Source organism: Listeria rocourtiae FSL F6-920, assembly GCF_000525975.1.
GTDB lineage: Bacteria > Bacillota > Bacilli > Lactobacillales > Listeriaceae > Listeria_A > Listeria_A rocourtiae.
Genome location: NZ_AODK01000006.1, coordinates 14,572 through 38,219, shown reverse-complemented (window position 1 = coordinate 38,219; position 23,648 = coordinate 14,572). Strand labels below are relative to the sequence as shown.

The 23,648-nt window shown below is 40.2% G+C and carries 21 protein-coding genes, 1 other RNA gene and 1 pseudogene; 7 read left to right on the top strand and 16 right to left on the bottom strand.

The genetic code is table 11. The annotated features are described in order from the left end of the window. Positions 1-25: 25 nt before the first annotated feature. The 7 genes and pseudogenes from PROCOU_RS02265 to PROCOU_RS02235 all read right to left on the bottom strand — a co-directional run bounded on the left by PROCOU_RS02265 (position 26) and on the right by PROCOU_RS02235 (position 7,498). A complete protein-coding gene (locus PROCOU_RS02265) occupies positions 26-775 on the bottom strand; it encodes a WxL domain-containing protein (RefSeq protein ID WP_185460331.1) in 750 nt (249 codons plus the stop codon). Positions 776-831: 56 nt separating this feature from the next. After that, positions 832-2,142 carry a WxL domain-containing protein gene (locus tag PROCOU_RS02260; protein ID WP_036069405.1) on the bottom strand — a complete coding sequence of 437 codons (1,311 nt, stop codon included), beginning with the start codon at positions 2,140-2,142 and terminating at the stop codon, positions 832-834. After that, the gene (locus PROCOU_RS02255; RefSeq protein WP_036069404.1) at positions 2,126-2,974 is read right to left on the bottom strand and encodes a hypothetical protein; all 849 of its coding nucleotides are present in this window, start codon (positions 2,972-2,974) and stop codon (positions 2,126-2,128) included. Before PROCOU_RS02255 ends, PROCOU_RS02260 begins: the two co-directional genes overlap by 17 nt. An 859-nt stretch (positions 2,975-3,833) precedes the next feature. Continuing rightward, a complete protein-coding gene (locus PROCOU_RS02250) occupies positions 3,834-4,778 on the bottom strand; it encodes a siderophore ABC transporter substrate-binding protein (protein WP_036069403.1) in 945 nt (314 codons plus the stop codon). A gap of 79 nt (positions 4,779-4,857) precedes the next feature. Then, positions 4,858-5,616 carry an iron ABC transporter ATP-binding protein gene (locus PROCOU_RS02245; RefSeq protein WP_036069402.1) on the bottom strand — a complete coding sequence of 253 codons (759 nt, stop codon included), beginning with the start codon at positions 5,614-5,616 and terminating at the stop codon, positions 4,858-4,860. Then, a complete protein-coding gene (locus PROCOU_RS02240; protein WP_036069401.1) occupies positions 5,613-6,554 on the bottom strand; it encodes an iron chelate uptake ABC transporter family permease subunit in 942 nt (313 codons plus the stop codon). Before PROCOU_RS02240 ends, PROCOU_RS02245 begins: the two co-directional genes overlap by 4 nt. After that, positions 6,547-7,498, bottom strand: a pseudogene (locus tag PROCOU_RS02235) (ABC transporter permease). The gene PROCOU_RS02240 and the pseudogene PROCOU_RS02235 overlap by 8 nt, the downstream one beginning before the upstream one ends. A gap of 217 nt (positions 7,499-7,715) precedes the next feature. On the opposite strand from PROCOU_RS02235, the gene PROCOU_RS17670 reads away from it, so the two are divergent. Next, positions 7,716-7,886 carry a hypothetical protein gene (locus PROCOU_RS17670; protein WP_159101173.1) on the top strand — a complete coding sequence of 57 codons (171 nt, stop codon included), beginning with the start codon at positions 7,716-7,718 and terminating at the stop codon, positions 7,884-7,886. Positions 7,887-7,944: 58 nt separating this feature from the next. Here the strand turns inward: PROCOU_RS17670 and PROCOU_RS02230 are convergent, their stop codons facing one another. Continuing rightward, positions 7,945-8,163 (bottom strand): lipopolysaccharide assembly protein LapA domain-containing protein, encoded by a 219-nt coding sequence (locus PROCOU_RS02230; protein WP_036069632.1) that lies wholly within the window; start codon positions 8,161-8,163, stop codon positions 7,945-7,947. A 363-nt stretch (positions 8,164-8,526) separates the two neighbouring features. Between PROCOU_RS02230 and PROCOU_RS02225 the strand changes: the two genes are divergently transcribed. From PROCOU_RS02225 to PROCOU_RS02200, 6 genes are all read left to right on the top strand, one after another. Next, the gene (locus PROCOU_RS02225) at positions 8,527-10,548 is read left to right on the top strand and encodes a BglG family transcription antiterminator (protein WP_077913291.1); all 2,022 of its coding nucleotides are present in this window, start codon (positions 8,527-8,529) and stop codon (positions 10,546-10,548) included. Positions 10,549-10,724: 176 nt separating this feature from the next. Beyond that, the gene (locus PROCOU_RS02220; RefSeq protein WP_036069400.1) at positions 10,725-11,909 is read left to right on the top strand and encodes a glycine C-acetyltransferase; all 1,185 of its coding nucleotides are present in this window, start codon (positions 10,725-10,727) and stop codon (positions 11,907-11,909) included. A 213-nt stretch (positions 11,910-12,122) separates the two neighbouring features. Further along, complete coding sequence (locus PROCOU_RS02215) at positions 12,123-13,094, top strand: L-threonine 3-dehydrogenase (protein WP_036069398.1); 972 nt, start codon at positions 12,123-12,125, stop codon at positions 13,092-13,094. An 89-nt stretch (positions 13,095-13,183) separates the two neighbouring features. Further along, on the top strand, positions 13,184-14,509 hold the full coding sequence (locus PROCOU_RS02210) for an APC family permease (protein WP_036069396.1): 1,326 nt from the start codon (positions 13,184-13,186) through the stop codon (positions 14,507-14,509). A gap of 637 nt (positions 14,510-15,146) precedes the next feature. Then, positions 15,147-15,371, top strand: a complete 225-nt coding sequence (locus tag PROCOU_RS02205; protein WP_036069394.1) for a hypothetical protein — start codon at positions 15,147-15,149, stop codon at positions 15,369-15,371. 4 nt (positions 15,372-15,375) lie between these two features. After that, positions 15,376-16,098, top strand: coding sequence for a hypothetical protein (locus tag PROCOU_RS02200; RefSeq protein WP_036069393.1), 723 nt, complete (start codon positions 15,376-15,378; stop codon positions 16,096-16,098). Positions 16,099-16,443: 345 nt separating this feature from the next. On the opposite strand, the gene ssrA is transcribed toward PROCOU_RS02200, so the two are convergent. The 8 genes from ssrA to PROCOU_RS02160 all read right to left on the bottom strand — a co-directional run bounded on the left by ssrA (position 16,444) and on the right by PROCOU_RS02160 (position 23,544). Then, positions 16,444-16,811: a transfer-messenger RNA gene (ssrA, locus tag PROCOU_RS16990) on the bottom strand. 240 nt (positions 16,812-17,051) lie between these two features. Continuing rightward, on the bottom strand, positions 17,052-17,516 hold the full coding sequence (gene smpB / locus PROCOU_RS02195; protein WP_036069391.1) for an SsrA-binding protein SmpB: 465 nt from the start codon (positions 17,514-17,516) through the stop codon (positions 17,052-17,054). 15 nt (positions 17,517-17,531) lie between these two features. Then, the gene (gene rnr, locus PROCOU_RS02190; RefSeq protein WP_036069390.1) at positions 17,532-19,889 is read right to left on the bottom strand and encodes a ribonuclease R; all 2,358 of its coding nucleotides are present in this window, start codon (positions 19,887-19,889) and stop codon (positions 17,532-17,534) included. Positions 19,890-19,916: 27 nt separating this feature from the next. Beyond that, positions 19,917-20,663, bottom strand: a complete 747-nt coding sequence (locus tag PROCOU_RS02185) for an alpha/beta hydrolase (RefSeq protein WP_036069388.1) — start codon at positions 20,661-20,663, stop codon at positions 19,917-19,919. A gap of 283 nt (positions 20,664-20,946) precedes the next feature. Then, positions 20,947-21,177, bottom strand: a complete 231-nt coding sequence (gene secG / locus PROCOU_RS02180; protein WP_036069386.1) for a preprotein translocase subunit SecG — start codon at positions 21,175-21,177, stop codon at positions 20,947-20,949. A 120-nt stretch (positions 21,178-21,297) separates the two neighbouring features. Next, positions 21,298-21,744 carry a carboxymuconolactone decarboxylase family protein gene (locus PROCOU_RS02175; protein ID WP_036069385.1) on the bottom strand — a complete coding sequence of 149 codons (447 nt, stop codon included), beginning with the start codon at positions 21,742-21,744 and terminating at the stop codon, positions 21,298-21,300. Positions 21,745-21,846: 102 nt separating this feature from the next. Beyond that, positions 21,847-22,590 (bottom strand): alpha/beta hydrolase, encoded by a 744-nt coding sequence (locus PROCOU_RS02170; RefSeq protein ID WP_036069384.1) that lies wholly within the window; start codon positions 22,588-22,590, stop codon positions 21,847-21,849. A 240-nt stretch (positions 22,591-22,830) separates the two neighbouring features. Next, positions 22,831-23,544 (bottom strand): alpha/beta fold hydrolase, encoded by a 714-nt coding sequence (locus PROCOU_RS02160; RefSeq protein WP_036069630.1) that lies wholly within the window; start codon positions 23,542-23,544, stop codon positions 22,831-22,833. Positions 23,545-23,648 lie beyond the last annotated feature (104 nt).

Genomic DNA, 23,648 nt, shown 5'->3' with positions numbered 1-23,648 from the left:
AGATACAAGCCCCAACATCTGCATATCAATTGGGTGTGTCTTCTAAATTCCATGTAAGTGTCGTTTTATATGGTACATCAGCAACTTTTGCAGTTCCCATTGGTACTTTTAGACTTACAGCTGTTGCGGCTGTGGTTGCGTCACCACCGAATGCGATAGCCCATGTCCCCATTCCTTTATCAGCCGCGGCCACGGCTATGTCCGATGATGCTGCACCCGTAGGATCAAGTGTTGCGATAGAAGTTGTCGGTGCGTAGGCTGCATCTGTCAGTGATTTTGGTGTACCGGCCACAATACTTAACTCAGCGTTATTTAGCGTTTGTGGCGCGGCATCTTGTGTTTTGAATTGGCCATTTTGCTTCACAGTGAGTTTCCAACCGACATTCGTGCCTCGTTTATCGGTCACTTGTACGAAGTTGGGAACACTGATAATATTGCCAGAACTCGCCACCTTCACTTTATCAAGCTTTGCGTAATATGTTTTGCTAAGCGGGCTAATAACATTGCTTCCAAAATGAAAATTGGAGACATAATCGATGCTTAGTGGACCACTTGTTCCAGGTGCATGTGGATCAATGGGATCTGTTGGGTCAACGGGAGTAACAGGTGTATTCGGATCTGTTGGATCAAGTGGCGTTGTAACCGTTTTATCTTGAGTAAAAGTTGCATCTGTGATTGAGTCCATACTTCCAGCTGTTGCGGCGGTCGCAGAAATACCACCAATGACTAAACTGCTTGCCATAATTGTACTTACATAGGCTATCTTTATTTTCATTCTCTTTCCTACTTTCATCTTTTTATTTAATTAACCAGGTATTTATCCTAGTGTAATTACGAGGGGGTGTCAGTCAATGTCCATACTAGTTCACCGGTATAATGCTGATTAATCTTGATGGCTGGATTCGGCGCTAATTTTAGACGGATTCCGTCTGATGCTTGCCATGCTAATTCGTACACTTGATTATTTTCGGCCTTATGTGTAAAAATAGGCTGGTTTTCTGTATTTAGCAGTGTATCGGTACCATGTTGACTATAGATAATGCTTTGTTGGAGCTGTTGATTGTTGGCATTTGTCAATGGCGTACGTTCGCGGACGAATAGCTGCCATGTTGTTGTTTTGACGCGACCGTCGCGGACTTTGATTGTACCAGCTGTGTTTGTGCGGTTGTATGTTTGTGGCTTACTGGGAACTGGGATGTTAGTGAACGCTATAGTGCTTGGAACTTCGATGAGTTTTAACGTGCCATCTGTAATTGGTATCGATAGGCTATTTGTTTGTTCTGGAATCGGGACAGTGTTATCGGTCTCGCCATTTAGCCACACTTTACTAATTAGGGACGCTGGATAGCCTTCTCGGATAACTTTTGCGCTAAATTGGATGCGAATTTTATCTCCTTGAATGGTTAAAGGATTATTGTTTATTTGACTAAAAAGTGATTTTAAAGACGGACTTGTGTTATCGTCTATCAGTGTTGGAGCTATGAGTGGTGTTTCTACGTTATTGCTTATTTTAGTGAGCGTGATTTCTTTTAAGTCAATAAGCCCCACTGGAATGTTGACTGTAATCTTTTGCTTATTCCAGACGGCGTTACTATTTTGCAGTGTCGCTGTAATTGTATACCTAACTTCTTGGTCAGATGCAGTGTTGGTTGCTATTTCCCATGTGTCGTTGGCGTTTTTACGTTCGAACTGTTGGCTGATTGCAAGATTTGGCATATTGTAGATGACAGTTATTGTGGTCGCAGTACTGGATACGAGCCTTTCACCAGTTCTTGTACTGTAACCATCTATCGTAACGCTTATTTGGTCACCGGATTGCAAAGCCGGTATACCTGTCAGTGCAAAAGTACCATCGGATTGAAGCGGGGTATCGTAGCTTATTTGGTTAATTGTGACATGCGCTTTATACACACCAGCATTGGTCTCGTTTGCTAATCCTGTCACTTTTGTATCACCAACTTTTGGCGATGTGATAATGGCAGGCTGGACAGACCATTGAGCGGTAATGAGTGGACTTGGTTGCGATTCGTAAGCGTCCGTATTTATTTTGGATGTTGCTTTTAAAATAGCAGTCGCTGTGTCTCCGTACTCATACGGTGTCTCTAGCGTTGTCGTAAAACTTCCATTAGCGGCGACTGGCAAATTGGCGTTTTTTTATGATGGTTCCTGCTCGTGTTTTGTAGGTTATATCGGCGGTGTACGTGTAGTTAGCATCAAGAGTTTGGTTGGCGGTACCACTGATAATCGTACCAAGATGCTGCATCGTGTCGTTTAATTTTGGAGATGTGATGTTCAAAACTGGATAATTACCAATGCCAAATGTTGCGCTGGGAATCGTTGCCGTTTTGGTGTTTACAGTTGATATTACAATACCTTCCGTCGCAGCTACAAGTGTCCCTTTTGCAGTGTAGTTAGTGCTATTGTAAGCTTGCGGAACCGTGATACTATTTTTATACAGGACGCCGGCATCGATGGTCATGTCCACTTTCCACATATTCGTGATCGTTAAAAGATTCGTACTCCGGGGATACGTGAAAACAACAGCATGCATAGCTTCATCATACGTTTTTACGACATTACTGCTCGTAGATTGAATATCAAAACTCTGATTGGCCAGCGTGTTAAGCGGATAAGTAACCGTTCCAGTTAGACTTTTCAAAAAAGCGGCTTGTTTCGTCGAATTGCCTGCTAATTGGTCACCAATTTCGCTCGGAATTTGGATGATAACAAGCGGAACCTCATTTAGTGTTAGCGATACCAAGGGCGCATACTGATAAACAAGGCGCATCGTACCTTGCCCGTAACTTCCCGTTGTATATGTTCCAGTTAGCGAACTCGCTCCGAGTGAAATCGCCGCAGTGGGCTTTGGCACCACTTCCTTTTCCCCAAAAGCAGATGGCCCAGAAAGAACCACTATAAAAATAAAAAGAATAAGTACGATGGAAAACCAAGAACGGTTATGCTTTTTGTTCATTTTTTTCACTCCTAGTTTATGTTAAACTAACTTATCATTCTTTCTTTGATGTAATCTGGTTGAAATAATGGCAGTACCACTTACAGAATTCATTTCTATTTCCCCTTCATAAAATTAGCCCCTCTAAATCGATAAGAAAAGGAGAGACCAGACGTTCTATGTATTAAAAATGCTATTATTATGATTTTCTTCTAAATTGACGTAACAAAGACATACTAGCTGACAAACTGTTGATTAACAAATTACCATTCATACCATCATCGCAGGTGTAACAGTTACGATTTTTAATTTTTGTCAATACTTCGTGTCTATCCTTCTTTTGAAATCTAGTTTACGACTTCCTAATTTCTCTCGCCCTCATATTTAATAATAATTATGATTTACCGATTATATTTAGCAAAAAAAACAAATGAACTATTCAAAATGAAATATACCCTTAGAAAAAATTTTTAAACGTGGATTATCTCAGAAACTTTGGCTGTCAATAACTGAATTAATCATCTTAAAATATTCCAATATAAAAAAACTAGATTCCTTAGAAGCATCTAGCTCATTATCCTTTATTTATTCTAGCTCTTCTCACAGCAGAGAAAAACGTACAGCTATTATAAAAATCAATCTATTCATTTCCTTTTTCAGTCACAATTTTACTAGGAGCTAAACCTAGCTTCATCCATGGCGCACATATTGGCAATCCTCTGGCGCCACGAATTGACTACCCCTTTGTAGTTTAAAGAAAACTTCATAAAAAGACTCCTAGAGAATCTAGGAGCTACACTTTGACTTCCTTTTCAATTTTACTATGGTTCTTTTAAAACATATGATCAAAGAAAGTTTCTTCCTAATTGCCCATCTTTCTTCATTGTTTAAAGCTATCGCCAACTTCTTTCACCATCTCCGAAACAGACTCCAATCCGCCACCAGAAAGGTACCAGTACTCTGGATTCAAGTAAACAACGTGTCCATTTTTATAAGCATTCGTCTTCTTCACAAGGTCATTCTCCACCACCGATTTCGCCGATGATTCCCCACCGATTGCGGCACCACGATCAATTACGTATAAATAATCTGGATTCTTCTCCGCGATATACTCAGATGAAATACTTTGCCCGTGTGTTGACGCTTCAATTTTCGGGTCAGCTGGTGTCACGCCAAGCACATCATGAATCAATCCAAAACGCGAGCCAGGACCGTACGCACTCATTTTGCCATCGTTAGCTAGAATTATCAGTCCTGTCTTACCAGTTGGCACGCTTGCTTTCACATCAGCAACTTGCTTATCGATTGCCTCCAACCGTTTCTTCGCTTCGTCCTCTTTCCCAAAAATACTCGCTATCGTGTTCACATTCGCATGGAACGACTTCATGTAATCTGCTGTATCCACACCTTGATAAATCGTTGGTGCAATATCAGAAAATTTATCATAAGAATCGGATTGACGACCAGAAATAATATTCAAATCTGGCGCCGCCTCGTTTATTTTTTCAAAATCAGGTTCTTTCAAACCGCCAAGATCCATATATTTATTCCCCGCAAAAGCATCTAAATACTTCGGTAAAGATTGTTTCGGTAAACCAGCAACATTTTTAGACAGGTCAAGTGCTTTCAACGTGTCTAATGTCCCAAAATCAAAAACAACTACCTTATTAGGATTTTGCTTTACTTTTGTTTCTCCAAGTTCGTGCTTGATTGTCAGTTCCTTCGCTGTCTTCTCCTCATCTGCACTTGTTTTCTCATCCGTTCCACAAGCAACCGCAAACACCGCCAAAAGCATTAACATCGCGACCATTAGTAATTTCTTCATCTACTTTAACCACCCTTATTTATCTATTTTTAAAACTATTATTCCATGTCATACCAACCTTTTTGCCTACTCACCTCCTTCATTTAAAATACACACCAATTCGGTCATTATTAATCAATGAAATCGGTATTAGCATATCAAAGACGCGCACCAGCACATCCTCCTGAATGATATTCTCCGTGCGCCCATTCGCAACAACTGCTCCATTTTTCAGAGCCACAATCGTATCCGAATAACACGATGCAAAATTAATATCATGTAGAACTAGCAACACTGTCTTGCCTAGCTCATCCACCAAGCGCCGCAACAACTGCATCATCTGTACGGAATGTTTCATATCTAAGTTATTGAGCGGCTCATCCAGCAAAATGTAATCCGTATCCTGCGCAATAATCATTGCAATATACGCCCGTTGTTGCTGACCACCACTAAGCTCATCCAAATAGCGCGACGCCAAATCCTGCAACTCCATATAATCAAGCGCCATTTCAATAAATGCCTCATCTGCTTTTTGCAACCGTCCTTTTGAATGCGGAAAACGTCCAAGTGCAACCAAATCTCGTACTGTCAAACGCATCGTCACATGATTACTCTGCTTCAAAATCGACAGCCGTTTTGCCAAATCATCCGACTTCCAATCCCCCAGCGCTACACCGTCTACCAAAACCTCACCACTATCCGCTTTCATTAACCGCGCAATAATCGAAAGCAACGTACTCTTCCCTGCGCCATTCGCTCCGATAAAAGACACTATCTGCTTTTCAGGAACCACCAAATCAACTGCTTGAAGAACCGTTTTCGTTCCATAATTTTTGCCCAAATTCCGCACTTCAATCATAATTTTGCCCCTCTCAAAAGCAAGTACAAGAAATAAACACCACCGCACAGATTGATAATCACACTAATCGGTGTATCAAAATGAAACACCCGCTCCGCCAACAACTGTCCACCGACAAGCGCCACCAAACTAATCAAGCTTGCCCCAACTAGTAGTGTCACATGCCGATGCGTTTTCAAAAATTGATACGCCACATTCGCCACAATCAATCCTAGAAATGTAATCGGCCCAACAAGGGCTGTCGCAACAGACACCAACACTACAATAATAAGTAACAACTGCTTAACAATTTTGTTATAAGGAACGCCCAAATTCACCGCATGATCCTTACCAAGCGCTAACACATCCAAATACTTCACAAACCGTAATAAATAAAGCACCGCAGCCACAAAAATAAGCATGGCAACCAATAAAATCGACGTGTTTACATTATTAAAACTCGCAAACATCTTATCCTGCACAATTTGGAATTCATTCGGATCAATCAACATCTCCATAAACGATGAAAAGCTACCGAAAAAAGTCCCACACACAATCCCAACCAGCAACAAAAAATAAATATTTCGCCCATTCCGCTTAAACATCAACCAATACAGCACAAGCGCAAACCCCATCATCAAAATCACCGACAAGAAGAAATTCCAGCGCCCACTCCCAGCCCTCATCAGAGCTTGAGAACCAAAAATAAACACGAGCGACGTCTGCAATAACATGTATAACGAATCCAACCCCATAATCGATGGCGTTAAAATTTTATTCTGCGTAATCGTCTGAAAAATCACTGTCGAAACCGCAATCGCAATCCCTGTAAAAACAATTGCAACAAGCTTCGTCGACCTTAATTCCAGCGCAAAAGCCGGACTTCCACCCATGAACAAAAATAAATAACCCGCCATCAAACCCACAACAATACCTGCTAAAATCAAATTTTTACGCATACGCTTTTCTCCTCATTAGCAGATAGATAAAAATGGCGCTCCCAATAATACCGACCATCAAACTAATCGACACTTCATATGGATAAATAATCACCCGACCTAGCACATCACAAAACAGCAAAAAAGTCGCGCCAAAAATCGCCGTATCAAATAAAGTCTTCTTTATATTATCTCCACGATAAATCGACACAATGTTCGGTACAATTAATCCGAGAAAAGGAATCATACCGACCGTCAACACAACAGCAGCCGTAATAAAAGCAACAATCACCAATCCAAGCCGCATAATTGCCTTATAAGACAAGCCCAGATTCCGTGAAAACGTCTCGCCCATCCCAGCGACCGTAAACTGATTCGCATACAAATACGCAATGACAAGCAACGGAACTGTAACATAAAGCAATTCATAACGCCCTTTTAGCACCATCGAGAAATCGCCTTGCAACCAAGAAGAAATATTTTGAATCAAATCAAACTTATACGCAAAAAAAAGTCGTAATCGAACTGAGAATCCCGCCAAACATCAGTCCCACTAGTGGAATAAAAATCGTATCCTTAAACGGAATCCGCTCCAAAATTTGCATGAAAATAAATGTCCCTAGAAGCGCAAACAAAAACGCCACACCCATCTTCACTAAAGGACTTGCCGTTGTGAAAACAAGTAAAGAAACCAGTATCCCCAACCTCGCAGCATCCATCGTGCCTGCAGTCGTTGGCGAGACAAACTTATTCTGCGTCAAACTCTGCATAATCATTCCACAAATACTAATACCTGCACCAGCCAAAATAATGCTAACAAGCCGAGGAATCCGACTTATCAAAATAATATCCCATTGTTCTCGCGTCAAACAAAAAATATGTAAAATAGAAATTTTCTGTACACCGACAAAGACCGAAAGTAGCGCCAATAACAGAAAAACAATAATAAGTATCGCTCTCTTCAAGCAATCACCCACCTTTATAATTGAGAATGATTTTCATTATCGTTTATAAAATCTATTCTAATAGATAGATTCATGCTTGTCAAGGTCATATTCCAATAGGGTCAAACAAAAAATGCCTCTATGACTAAGAGACAGACCCAACCCTATTTTCTATTCCAGAATCCGTGTTTTAACTCCCCCTTCTCAGGGTAAGGAACACAAAGGAGGTTTTAAAAAAATGACCAATTCTAAGAAAAGTCAGACCTCGCAAGCGATTCACACGCCAAAAATTAGTGACGCTCTTCCACATGACAAAGAGAAAAAGCCATTCGCCAATAATTTACATGGGAAACCGCATCAACAAGTGCAGGACTCCCATCAACAATTCCATCGAAAAATTCTAAAGTAAAATACTAATCTCCAAAGGTTTAGTGACTAACCTTTGGAGATTTTTTGTCTGTATTTTCTTATTTAGCGCCTCTTTTCTTCTTTCTTGCTTTGTAATAATTAAAGCAATACACCATCAAGATTCCTGCTACAACCGAGCCCAAAATCACGACAATAAGCGGCCACTGGACTGTCCAGAATAGCAATTGAACATCTACTGTACCCATATTTGTTGTTCCGAACACGATAATCAAAATAGCGATAATAATCCCAACTATTACTTGCCATTGTACTTTCATTACACTCACTCCTCTATGAATCACACTTCTTATTTATAAGTATACCCACTTTGGAGCGAAAGTGTCCATTATTATTCGCTAACTTCACTAGAAAAGACATATTCACAAGCTTGAAAAAGCCTAAATCCCGAAAAGCGTTGCACACCAATGCTTACATACATCAATCAAAGTACTCATTTCATGGCTTGATATAACTTTGTCCAACTTCGCTATTTCAAAACTGGACAAATTAGCAATATGTTTGTATTGCTTATATGCAAGCGTAGTCATAGTATAAAGATAGACAATGAATATTAGCAACAAGCGAAATGACCACAAATGCAACTTTCAATCGGGAAATTTTCTGCGAAAGGAAGAAACATAATGTACTTATCCGCACGTTCACGCATCATTTTAGAAAAAATATTAGCGGTTCCTGACAACATATCGATTGCGCAACTCGCGTCAGACTTAGATGTCAGCGAAAGGACCGTGCGTCGCGATTTAAAAGAAGTCGGTGAAACACTACAGGAATTCAAACTAAATTTAGTTAAACATGGAAGTAAACTTACAGTTACCGGCGCATCTATCCATCGTGAACGCATTCAAAAAAACATATTAGATCTCGTCAATAACGAATTTACCCCTTTCGAAAGGCAACAAATTATTTTGCGGGTACTCTTAAATGAGTCTGAGCCTGTAAAATTGATTGCGCTTGCCAACGAGCTTTCTGTCACCGTTGCGACTGTGAGCAGTGATTTAACACGCCTTGAAGAAGATTGGAATGGTAAAATCCATATCAAGCGAAAGCGTGGCATAGGAGTCGAACTTGAATCTTCCATCTTAGAAAAACGTGAACTTCTCGGCGAACTGCTAGTAATGACTGTTCCAAAGATTAAGCTCTACAAAATGTTTTGCGATATCCTAGATGATAACTATGAACACATTGATGAGCGAATCGCGGATTTCATCGATATATCGCTTTTGCAAATGTGCGATTCTATAATCACGAAATGGATGAAAAAGCTATCCTATGAAATTAGTAATGACTCTTACATAAATGTGCTCACCTACCTCATGATTACGATTCAGCAAATTCCAAAAGGGAAAGTTATCGCAAAAAGCGACGGTAATCATGTATTTCTCCAAGAATATCCAGAATACGACATTGCAGAACGAATTTTACGAGATTGTTTGCCTGATTTTGCAAAGATTCCTGATAGTGAAATTGCAGAGCTCACGATGCTAGTTCTGGAATCAGAAATCCGTCGAGGCCAAGATGTTTTTTATCGCAACGAAAAAGTACAAGCTATTCGAATCGCGAAAAAGCTAATCTCCCGTGTTGCTAAAGAAATCGACACACCCTTATCGCAAATCACTGTTTTAAAAGGACTTATTGAACATATCCAGTATTCTATCATTCGATTGAAGAAAAACATGCCGATGAGTAATCCACTACTCGAAATGATTAAAGCCGAGTTTCCAGATCTTTTTAAAATTGTTCATACTGCGGCATGTGACATCTATCCATTTAAACAAATTCCCGAAGAGGAAACCGGATTTATCGTTCTCCATTTCGAAGCAGCAATTATCCATTCTGAAAATATGCGACCGTACAGCGCACTTATCGTGACCTCTCGTAGCAGTGGGGTCAATACTTGGCTCCAAGCACGCTTTAGGAAGCGTTTACCTAAATTAAAGAAAATGAAGTTTATCACGCCGATAGATCTCATGAAAGAAACAAATCTAGAAAAATACGATATGATTCTTTCCACATCTCATCTAGAGGATTTCACACAGGATTATCAATTTATTAGCATTTTTTTCACGGATAATGAAATCAATGCCATCAATAAGAAGCTCGAAAAAATCGCAAACCGCAAGCAAAATGAGGCTTTCCCAATGGATGCTTTGATCACAACCGATTTCGAGATGGCATTATCGAGCTTGACTGCCATGCAAACCTACTACAAGCTAATTATCCCGCTCATCAAAGCTACTCATTTTACAATGAGTAGTGTGATGACACGAAATTTGGAAGATAATCTCCGTGGATTCAGTCAAGAAATAGCTCACAAAACTAATCTCGCAGCTGATCATCTCTATAACGAGCTAAACAAACACGAAAATCAACGTAAAGTCTTAGCTTGTGGGGCAAATACAGCCATGTTTCTTATCAATACTGAGGTAGAAAGCGCTTCGATTCACGTTTTCAACTCAAAGCACAATTTAGAAATGCATATCGCATCAGAAGGCAAAGTCAATATTACAAACATTCTCGTTTTCCTGCTTCCAAGCACATTATCCCGCGAAGAAATCGAGATTTTCACTTACTTAATTACGATGCTGACAGAGGACGAGATCGCAAGCACGATGATTGAATCTGGAAATCCAGAAAAAAATTAAAAAACCTTTTTTTTATCGATACTTCAAGAGTTTTTAGAACAAAAAAATATCAACCGTATCGTAACTGATTGTTAATTTTATTCCGGCATTACCGCGTCGTCCCCTACTATCAAACCCCATCCGATGTTAGGGGCACGTGATAATATATAATAAATTTCTTAGGAGGTATCTCTCACATGACAGTTTTAAAAGACTTTCTAGAACCACAATTACAAGCATTGCGAGATCAGGGACTTTACAACACCATTGACACCGTGGAGGGTCCGAATGGCGCAAAAATCAAAATAAATGGCGCTGAATTAATCAATCTTTCTTCCAATAACTATTTAGGCTTTGCAAATGATGACCGTCTGAAAAAGAAATGTATCGAAGCGACCGAACAGTATGGTGTTGGAGCTGGAGCTGTCCGCACGATTAATGGCACGATGACCGTTCATGATGAATTAGAAAAACGACTCGCTGAATTCAAGCACACTGAAGCCGCTATTGCATTCCAATCCGGTTTCAACTGTAATATGGGGGCAATATCTGCCGTTATGACGAAAAAAGATGCCATCATTTCTGATGAACTAAACCATGCATCAATCATCGATGGTTGTCGCCTCTCTGGTGCCAAAATATTGCGCGCCAAACATCAAGATATGATTGATCTTCGCCGCGTCGCAAAAGAAGCAACAGAAAGCGGTCAATATGAGAAAATTATGTACATCACGGATGGCGTTTTTTCCATGGATGGCGATGTAGCCAAAATCCCTGAAATCGTTGCTATCGCAGAAGAATTTGGCTTGATTACTTATGTAGATGACGCGCACGGATCAGGTGTGATGGGAAAAGGTGCAGGAACTGTGAAACATTTTAGCATGTCTGATAAAATTGATTTCCAAATGGGCACGCTATCCAAAGCAATCGGTGTTGTCGGCGGCTACGTGGCAGGTTCACAACAGCTCATTGATTGGCTTAAAGTTCGTGCTAGACCGTTTCTATTTTCCACATCCTTAACACCTGGAGCCGCTGCCGCTTGTATCGAAGCTATCGATATCATGGAGCATGACCCAGAACGCATGGAAAAACTATGGGAAAATGGCACTTACTTAAAAGCTGGATTAGTAAAATTAGGCTTTGATATTGGGTACTCCGAGACGCCAATTACACCGTGCATCATTGGCGACGAAAATTTGACACAACAATTCTCTCGCCGCTTACTAGAAGAAGGAGTTTATGCAAAATCCATCGTCTTCCCAACAGTTCCAAAAGGTACTGGTCGCGTTCGTAACATGCCAACCGCAGCCCATACGAAAGAAATGCTCGATGAAGTCTTGGCATCATACGAAAAAGTAGGAAAAGAACTGAAAGTGATTTAAAACAGGTTGGGAGAAAGTGATGTCAAACATACTTTCGTTCCCACCTAAAACAAACAATTCACTCAAATTGTGTGATTCGAAAATAAAAAGAGCAACTGAGTGTACATTCGTCCCAATGTGCACCCAGCCGATTACTCTTTCTAACACCAAACTTAATTATACCACTAAAAGAACATATATAAATACGATTTCTAATACAATGGAGGGTTTTTTATGAAAAAAGTACTTATCACTGGTTGTCTAGGTCAAATCGGCTCCGAATTAACAATGCGTTTACGCGCCGAGAATGGTACGGATAGTGTTATTGCAACAGACATCCGCCGTATTGCTGGCAATGAAGTTATTGAAAGCGGTCCCTTTGAAATTCTAGATGTAACTGATAAAGATAAAATGATGGATATCGCCCGTGAATATGAAGTCGATACGATTATTCATTTAGCAGCATTGCTCTCCGCAGTTGCAGAAGAAAAGCCACAACTTGCATGGAATCTCAATATGGGTGGGCTTGTTAACGCTTTGGAAGTAGCTCGTGAACTCAAACTAAAATTCTTCACCCCTAGCTCCATTGGTTCGTTCGGGCCAGGTACACCAGCGGATAATACGCCTCAAGATACGTTACAACGTCCAACAACGATGTACGGTGTAACAAAAGTAAGCGGTGAACTACTTTGCGATTACTATTTCCAAAAATTTGGCGTAGATACGCGTGGCGTCCGCTTCCCAGGGCTTATTTCTTATAAAACACTTCCAGGCGGTGGAACGACTGATTATGCCGTAGATATTTACTACGAAGCTCTGAAAAATAAGTCTTACACCTCATTCATTGATAAAGACACAAAAATGGATATGATGTACATGCCAGATGCTATCGATGCAATTATCACACTTATGAATGCGGATCCAAAACGCTTGGTTCACCGCAATGCATTTAATATTACCGCGATGAGCTTCGAGCCAGAAGAAATTGCTGCATCGATTCGTACGTTTATTCCTGACTTTGAAATGAAATACGATGTCGATCCCATCCGCCAAGCGATTGCCGATTCATGGCCAGACTCACTAGACGCAAGTTGTGCTAGAAACGAATGGGATTTTGACCCGCAATATGACCTAGACCGTATGACAAAAGATATGCTGGAAAAGCTGACAAAAAAGCTAGAAAATGATACAGTAGTGAGGCATTAATAAATTTCTATTTTTAATAAAACAACTGTGGCGTGGGATTAGCATTCAAAGAGAGTGCCAATTCCACGCAACAAGCGAGGGGAAAACATATGGAAAATCAGAAACTAAAAAAAGAGATTGGCTTTTTTACAGCACTAACCATTGTTATGGGAACTGTTATTGGTTCCGGTGTATTCTTCAAACCAGAAGCGGTTTATTCTGCAACAGGAACTGCGAGTCTTGGCTTACTAGCCTGGATTCTGGGCGGCGTCATCACTATTTGTGGAGGGCTAACCGCGGCCGAACTTTCCGCAGCAATCCCCCAAACTGGTGGAATGATGATTTATCTTCAAAAAACATATGGCAAATTAACCGCATATTTACTTGGTTGGGCGCAAACCGTCATCTACTTCCCGGCAAATATTGCAGCACTATCTATCATTTTCGCAACACAAGTCGCTAACCTTTTTGGCACAGGAGACGGCATCATTGTTCCAGTAGCTATCGGGGCTGCCGTGTTCATCATGCTCATGAACTTTATCGGAGCAAAAGTCGCTGGGTCATTCCAAGCAATCACAACAATCTGTAAACTCGTACCACTTGTCTTAATTATTATTTTTGGACTCTTTCATCAGGGAGATGTTGCATTCCGTTTATTCCCAATAAGCGTTGAGGATCATCCATTTTTGACAAGTTTAGGTTCAGGTCTTGTAGCAACCATGTTTGCCTATGATGGCTGGATTCACGTCGGTAACATTGCCGGCGAAATGAAAAACCCGAAAAAAGATTTACCAAAAGCAATCGTATTTGGACTAACCGGCGTTATGTTGGTGTACTTATTGATTAATATTGCCTACCTATTCGTTATGCCTGCTGCCGCACTCGCTGCCACAGCAACACCAGCATCCGATGTTGCAAATATCATTTTTGGCTCTATTGGTGGTAAATTAATCACAATTGGGATTCTAATTTCCGTATTCGGTACTATTAATGGCTATACAATGACTGGAATACGTATTCCATATGCGATGTCTCTAGAAAACCAGCTACCATTTAGTAATTGGTTCAAGAAACTTGGTGCTAAAAGCGGCGTTCCTTACAACGGTGGAATCGTAATTCTACTTATTTCTATCACCATGATTTTCAGTGGTGGGTTCAATCAACTAACCGATATGCTCATTTTCGTTATTTGGATCTTCTATACACTTACATTCATCGCCGTCTTTGTACTACGAAAACGAGAACCAGAGCTAGTTAGGCCGTACAAAGTCCCATTTTATCCTGTGATACCAATCATTGCGATTTTAGGTGGCGCCTTCATTGTTATCAACACCTTGTTCACACAACCGATGAACGCTGGAATTGGACTTGGACTAACTGCAATTGGACTACCTATATACCTCTACAAAAAGAAAAAAGGGCATTTTTCTAATTAATAGTGTTAAAAGCATTGGAAACCGGTATAAACCCGTTTTCGATGCTTTTTTATTAATGAAGCGCTATACATACTGTAAAAATAGATTCTCCTATAAGTTTTGCAATAGATTTTATATTTAACACTATTTTTAGCAGTTGGTGCTATTATGTTTCTACTGCAAGTCTTGCGAGAATTTAGATGGAGAGGTCGTTTTCAACTCATAAAAAAGGCTACAGAAAGAGCATTCCCTGACGCACCATTATCGCATGACGAGACAGCTATTACCTTACGTGCAATCCCATTGGTCAAGTTTTTTATCACCTCTACACTACCGGTCACACAAGAACAGCTTTTGCATAACTTCTTTTTATAGCCCCTCCCTATCATCAATTATCCATACATGGCCATGACTTTGAAATATCATGCGTCATAGTCTGTATATTATGAACATTATTTATACAGCTCAACTTTTTATGCTTTCAAAAAACTAAAAATGTGAACGTATATCATTTACTATACGTAAAAAAAAATCAAAGTGCTTAATTTTAGCTATATTTGTTCACTTATTAACTCTTTATAATAAGATACGAAGGTTTCCTTCACATTCTTAGATATCTATTTATTTAAGAAAAACTAAAAGTATAAGGGGTTTTAACATGTCAAAAAAATTAGCAAAAGTATTAGCATCAACAGCGGTGGCTTCCGTTATTGGAATGAGTTTCTCATCTGGAGACATCGTCCATGCAGCTACTTCCAAAACAGCAACAACTGCACCATCGCAACAACAAATCAATAATATGGTGTATGATCTATTCAGTGTCCATGCAACACAGTACTATATAACTGGTTTAAAAAAAAGGCACCACACAACACGATATTGATTTAGTGAAAAATGTAGTAAATACGCTTCCCGATAGCCTAACTAAAATTTCTCATTTACATTATATTTCCCTAGCAGAAAGATATTTAACTGGAACTGCTACTTATAATGCTTATGAAGCTGTAGAAAACTCACTTGAAGATTTATACACAGACTACACACGTGTAGCTTTTAAACCATCAGTAACTCAAAATGATATTGATGCGATTCGTGAAGCAGTAAGTAAATTAGATTCTAAAGCTTTCCAAGATAAAATGAACACAATGTTAGATGAAGCTGAAGCTGCCTTCATTAAAGCTTCTTCTCCATCACAAGAACAAGTCAGTGCTATGATAAGCAATTTCTTCACTCTTGGCAAGGATTACACTATTAATGGCTTAAAATCAAATATTTCAAAACAAGATATTGATTACGTAAAAAATGTAACTAATAAACTTCCTGATAGCTTAGATAAAATCTCTAGTTTAAATTATATTTCCCTAGCAGAAAGATATTTGACTGGAAAATCTACTTATAATTCCTATGAAACTGTAGTTCGATCAATTAACAATCTGTATACAAACTTCAAGCGTGTAACTTTTAAACCATCAGTAACTCAAAGTGATATTGATGCGATTCGTGAAGCAGTGAGTAAACTAGATTCTAAAGCTTTCCAAGATAGCATGAACACATCGTTAAATAAAATCGAAGCTGATTTTGCAAAAGCTTCTTCAGTAAAAAGTAAATAAGCTATTAACTAGGAATCTGTATAAATTAACTATGCGAAACAACTTTTCTTTCGATTAAGTTTTGAAAGAAAAGTTGTTTTTTTTGTACTTCAAAAAGGTGTCAACAAGATAAATTTTTATTTACACTATTAGTTAACTCAGTAGCGCTGAAATATTGTTGAAGGTATTATTTACAACTATGAGAGTATCGAATAGACTGCGGTAAGGTGTAATTTACCTGCTCAAATAAAAAATATTAAGCCGCTAAGATTAAATCAAATTCGAGTAAACTTCATATTAAAAAATCAAAGCACAAAAAAACGCTTGAAGCACATGATACATCAATGCTTCAAGCGTTTCCCCATGTAATGGAGACGGTGGGAGTCGAACCCACGTCCAGAAATAACGGCACTTAGACATCTACGAGCGTAGTCATCGTATTAGATTTTCGCATATACATCAGCCCGACAACAGGCTTCCATAAAGCTAGTCTGATTGTGCTCTCCTTCCAAACCCCAGACAGAGATTTAGAATCGTATCCCACTTCATTTGAGACCCTTACCGTAGCACATGGGCGATGCACGGAGGATCAGCTATCGACTGTTCTTAGGCAGCGAAAGCTAGGTTATTATTAGTTTTGCCAGTTATTATTGGCTTTGACGTTAGTAACGAGGCCGATCCCCCCGACTCGCAATCCAAGCTCGAACTATCCCTGTCGAATCCGTAACGTCCCCGTGATATTGCCGAATCTACGGCGTACCACGAGAAAAATGCTCCTATAAGCGAAACACCAAACGTGACAGTATCTAAAATTATACACGAACAGCTCATAGTTGGCAAGTTAAAGCCAATTGTACACATCATCTAGAGCAAATCTTGATAACGTGACTTACCTTCCGCCGTTCAATACTAAGCTTTTCCGTATAAATATAGATGTCTCATCCGTATATCTATATCTATCCAATCACCTAATCTTAACGCTGCCTTTCTTTAAATGCCCGCTCCACATCACGTTTCGCCTCTTTACTCTTCAAATCCTGGCGTTTATCGTATTTCTTCTTACCCTTCGCCACACCAATCAACACTTTTGCATAGCCATCCTTGATGTACATTTTTAGCGGAATAATCGAATAACCCGCCTCTTTTGTTTCACCAATCAGCTTACTAATCTGCTTCTTGTGTAACAATAACTTACGTGTCCTCAGCGGATCATGATTATAGCGATTTCCCTGCTCATACGGACTAATATGCATATTATGCAGAAAAATTTCACCACGATCAATCCGCGCGTAAGCATCTTTCAAATTCACACGCGCATTACGTACCGACTTAATCTCCGTTCCCTGAAGCACAATTCCAGCTTCAAAAGTCTCCTCAATCGCATAATCATGACGCGCCTTCTTATTTTGCGCTAATAAACGTCCTTCACCTTTAGGCATAATACATCTTCCTTCCTAACGACGTGACTTCTTCGATTTTGTGCCTTTAGCCACACCTTGGTAAAATGGTTTCTTCTTTTTCTTCTTCGGTTGTCCAACATCCCCACCGCTCTGCTTTCCTTTCTTACGCGATGAATCGTTGTCCTTCCGTTTTTTATCGCCATTAGGACGGTTCTTATTTTTCTTAAATGATTTCGAAACCTCCACCGTCTTCTTGCCTCGTTTAAAGCCAGGCGTTTCCTTACCAAGACTACGAAGTGCAAAATCGATTTCGCGGTGATCTACGTCTACCTTCGTAACCTCGACTTCCACCTCGTCACCAATTCGATACACACGACCAGTACGCTCACCAATCATTGCCAACTGATTTTGATGGAATTGGTAATAATCATCCTTCATTGTACTCACATGCGCAAGACCTTCAATCGTATTTGGCAACTCAATAAACATGCCGAAATTCGTCACCGAACTAATAATGCCTTTAAAAATCTCACCCACATGATCTACCATGTATTCTGTTTTCTTGAGCTCATCCGTTTCACGCTCAGCCTCTACAGCCCGGCGCTCCATTTTCGACGTATGTTCTGCAATTTCTGGGAGGCGCTCCGCCCATTTTGCCATCGTCGCATCATCAATATCTCCATGAATCAAATACTCCCGAATCAAGCGATGTACAATCAAGTCTGGATAGCGACGAATCGGCGATGTGAAATGCGTATAATACTCCGTTGATAGTCCGAAATGCCCCAAGTTTGCCGTATCATACTTCGCTTGTTGCATGGATCGAAGCATGATTGTCGAAACAACCATCTCTTCTGGTTTTCCCTTGACCTCTTCTAAAACTTGCTGCAAAGCCCGCGGATGCACATCATTTGCCGTCCCCTTCACAACTAGGCCAAAGTTCGTAATGAACTCGAAGAAACGCTGTAACTTCTCTTCCCGTGGGTTTTCATGGATACGATAAATAAACGGTACTTGCATCCAGAAGAAATGCTCCGCGATACACTCATTTGCTGCCAGCATGAATTCCTCAATCAGACGCTCACCGGCCGAACGTTCTCGCGTCACAACCCCAGTTGGATGTCCCTGTTCATCCACGACTATACGCGCCTCTTTAAAGTCGAAATCAATCGCACCACGCGCATCCCGCTTCTTATTCAAAATTTTGGACAAAGCGTACATATCTTCAAGCATTGGCACAATCGGCGCATATTTTTCACGCAATCCAGCATCCTCCGCCACTAAAATGTCATTGACATCTGTGTACGTCATCCGCTCCGTTGTATTAATCACACTCTCAAAAATCTCATGCGAAACGACCGTTCCAGACGCATCAATCTCCATCTCACACGACATCGTAAAGCGATCCACATGCGGATTCAGCGAACAAATCCCATTAGACAAACGATGCGGAATCATCGGAATAACCCGATCCACCAAGTATACACTTGTGCCACGCTCTGCTGCCTCACGATCTAGCTCTGATCCCTCCGTCACATACGAACTAACGTCCGCAATATGTACACCTAGTTTATGATTTCCATTTGGAAGTTGCGTCACTGTAACCGCATCATCCAAATCCTTCGCATCCGCACCATCAATCGTAATAATAACCTGATCACGCAAATCACGACGCGCCCCAATATCACTCTCCGAAATCTCAGCCGGAACCTTATTAGCTTCCTCCATCACTTCATCTGGAAACGCAATCGGAATTCCGTGCTTATGAATAATCGACAAAATATCAACGCCTGGATCATTTCGATGTCCAATAATCATTTTAACGATTCCCCGCGCACGATGACGGCCTTCCGGGTACTCCGTCAACTCCACAATCACCTTATGACCATCCACAGGCTTCAAACCATTTGCCAAATCAATTTCCACCTGACCAAACGTCCTTTTATCATCAGGAATCACAATCGGATCACCAATCAAGTCTTCCATATACGTCCCAACCACTTGCGAGGTCTTCCGCTCTACAATCTTATGAATCGTACCCTCTGCTAAATTATCGCCTTTTATCTTCGTGATATTAGCAAAAACAATATCCCCATTCATCGCATCGTTCACCTGCGTCGGCGGAATAAAAATATCATCCATTTCTTGATCCTCAGGAAGTACAAATCCAAAGCCTTTCTCATGCGCTCGGAAAGTTCCCTTCACAAAATCAAGCTCTTCTGGCAATGCATAACGGTTCTTCTTGGTTCGAATCACATCCCCGCGATCTTCCATTGCTACAAGCGACTTCACCATCGCCTTAAAATCGTCCGCATCCCGCAAACCCATCTCCGCCTCTAAATCATCCAGCGAAAACGTCTTTTTCGGCGATTCCTTCATAAAATCTAAAATCTTATCCTCTATTTTCTTCATTGTTTCCCTCCTCTCTCTTCGTAAAACTTAAACATGCCAATCCAGCTTATCTAAAAAGGCTAAAATATCAGCTTGCAACTGAGCCTTTTCCTTATCAATCGTAATAACATGTCCAGAATTCTCGTACCATTTCAGTTCCTTTTGATCTGACTCTACCTTATTATAAATCAATTCTGCACCATTTACATCCACCATCTGATCTTTTTTTCCCTGAACGACCATAATTGGTGTATAAATCATATCAATTTGCGGAATAACATCCTGAATCTCATCTTTCAATTTAGCAATCGTATCCATCGGTGCATCTTTATATGCCAACATCTCCGCATCAATCTGCTCTGGCGACTTGCCCTCATACTTCTTATAATTACGAACATAATCCAGAAAACCTTGAATAATCGGCGATGAACTATCCATCCGCGTTGGCGTACTCATCGCAACGATCCCCTTAAGCGGTCGATTATACCCCAGTTTCAATGAGAAAAGCCCTCCCAGTGAGAGTCCAGCCACCGCAATCTCCTCATAGCCCAGAGATTTCAAATAATCATAAGCCGCAAGAACATCCCGCCACCAATCATCAGGCCCGGTTGTCAATAATACATCCGGTGATACACCATGCCCCTTATACTGCGGTGCATAACACGTGTACTGATTATCTTGCAAGAAACGCCCCAACATTCGAACATCTGCAGAACTTCCCGTAAATCCATGTAGCAACAATACCGCCCGTTTCCCAGTCTCAAATAAAAATGGCTCTGGCGCCTTCATTTTCATATCAAAAAATCCCCTTCATTCTAAAAATATCCTTACACCCAGTGTACCGTCTCCACCCGCAAAATTCAAAAAGAAGGTGTTGAGAATAAGCATCGAGACTTAGCAAGTGATTTTGCGTACTAGAATCTGTATTTGGAGTCCCATCATATTCTGCCGACACTAGTGAACGAATGCTCGCTAACGCTCTCACTCATACTGTTGCTGTAACGGGCATAGCCCGCAACAGCAACAGCACCAAAAACTCCACCCGCAAAATTCAGGTGGAGTTCGTCACTTTTCATAATTACAAGAAAAATCCTAAAGCAATCAATATTGCAAAGAAGATTACTGCTAAAACAATCGTTGTACGATGTAAAATACGTTCGAGTCCTCTTGCTTTTTGTTTACCAAATAGTTCTTCTGCTCCACCAGAGATAGCTCCGGATAACCCGTTACTCTTACCTGGTTGAAGAACAACTACGATTATTAACAATATCGATACAATAACTAATAAAATTGTTAACACTGTATTCATGCTCTTTCCTCCTAAAACCGTCCTCTTTTTGACTACCTTTTATGATAGCATATTTTGTATAGAAGGTAAAGCGTTAAAAAGAGGATTCACCATCAAAAATAGTAAATCCTCTCATAGAGACTATTTATCTGTTTTTGGTTGCAATTGGCTCATAATTCCCAGTCGATTATAAGCATTGATCGTCGCAATCAATAAGTACAACTCGCCAATCTCTTTCTCGCTATACAACCTCTCAAGCTCTGCATAAACCGAGTCAGATACACCATGTTGATGAATAAATGTTACTTCCTCAACAAGCTCCAATACCACGCGTTCCTTATCCGAATAAAAAGGAGCCTCGCGCCAAGCATTCACGCCCATCACACGCTGCACTGTCTCACCATTTTCCAAAGCCTCTTTCGTGTGCATATCAATACAGAACGCGCAGTGGTTTAGACACGAAGCATAAATCTTGATCAATTCCTGTAACTTTTTCGGAATGCTACTCTCCCGACCTAATGTATCCAACTTACCAATCGCTGCGTAAGCTTCCGAATTTTCTTTTGCTAAATTAAAACGTGCACTCATTTCACATCCTCCTCTCTATTCTCCCTTAATAATACGACTTATCAGTAGCCAAAGCAACTAACAAAAAAGGAACACCTCACATTCAGGCATTCCTCACAAATCTTACACAACAATTTCTTCTAACCACATTAAGTCATCCAAGAAGTAAACTAAATCCTCTGCCAAAATTTCTCTCTCACAGTCCGTTGTAATATCGTGACCTGAGCCTGCATAGAAACACAATTGTTTATCATCCGAGTGAATATTTTTGAAAATATAGTTCGCGTCATCAGCTGAAATCTCTTCATCTTGACAGCCTTGCCCAATCATCGTTGGTACTTCGATTCGCTCAATATCCGTCGCCACTGCTTTGTAAAATGCAGAACGCGCATCTGTCATTATTTTTATCTCAGGTGCATAATTGGCGAGCATTACCTCTGCTTCACCATCTGCAATACCCATTTTGCTCATACTCTTTAATAAATATTTCTCCACTGGAATATATCGCATTTTACGATTCACGTTTGCACATAGCGGAGCGATTGCTTTCGGACTGAATGTTTCTGCCATTTTTAGAGCAAAAACACCACCCATTGCGGCACCTACTATTGCTATTTCGTGATATCCTAAGCCTTGTAAATGCTCATAACCCGCTTTTGCATCCTCATACCACATATCTGGTGTGGTTTTTAGGAAAATTGCTGGTTCTTCGCCATGACCGCGATAATTTGGTGCATACACTGTATAACCATTCTCTGCTAGATATTCCCCTAATTCTCTAACATCCTCTGTCGTTCCTGCAAATCCATGCAGTAATAAAACAGCACGACTGCCTGCTTTTAAAAGAAAGCTACGATCCGTACTCATGATTAATTGCACTCCTCCATCTTCCTTAACTTGCCCTCATTGTACGCCATATTCGCGTGAATTACCAGCTTTTGATTCGCAACCTGAAAACCATTGGTATCAAAGGTTTCAGCGCTATTCAAAATTGCCGTTTTTGGGGTCAGTAATTTATACAATAGACATATGATAACGCCAAACAGAGAAACTGTCAATCTAAATTTCATTAAATCTATAGAAAAACATTATTTACCGACTTTATCCCTATATTTGCGTCACATCTTTGTCAAAAAAAGAAGTAATAATTTTATGCAACTCGCGCGGTTTCTGCCGAATCAAAAAATGGGTGCCATTATGAATCACAACCATCTCTCCGCGCTGAACAAGATTCACCATTTTCTGAACATCCGCTTTTGAAATCACATCATATTCACCCATAACTGCTAACATCGGCGCTGAGATCCTAGCTAAATCCTCTTCTTTAATATGCGGATGAAAAATCATTAACCTCATCTGCGCCCTAATACGCCTAAAAAAGAAACTGAAGGGTGTTAAAAGAATCGAGACTAAATAAACAATGAACGTAAAAATATTCGCCCACCATTTAATCTGGCTCGCATCATAATTCGTCCCAATCACAACCATCTGCTTCTGCCGTTTCGGCTGATATATCGCCATCTCTAACGCAATAATACCACCATCACTATATCCAATGACTCGATACTTATTAATTTTCAAAAAGTCCAATAAACATAAAATATCCAGCGCCATAATCTGGAAATCAAGTGGCCGAAAACCCAGCTCTGACTTGCCATGACCACGAGAATCCACCGTAATCACTTGATAATTTTTTCGAAAGAAGTCTATTTGTCGCTTCAAAGAACCATGACTCTGCCCATTTCCATGTAGCAAAACAAGCGGTTCACCACTACCATAAATATGATATGAGAGTTCTATTCCATTTACATATGCTTTCATCATTATCACCAGACCTTTTAGTAAGGTCATTATAGCAAAAAAATTGCATATTAGCTCCAAGAATGCAATAGTATCTTGCTAACTAGAAATAATTTATTTTGTAT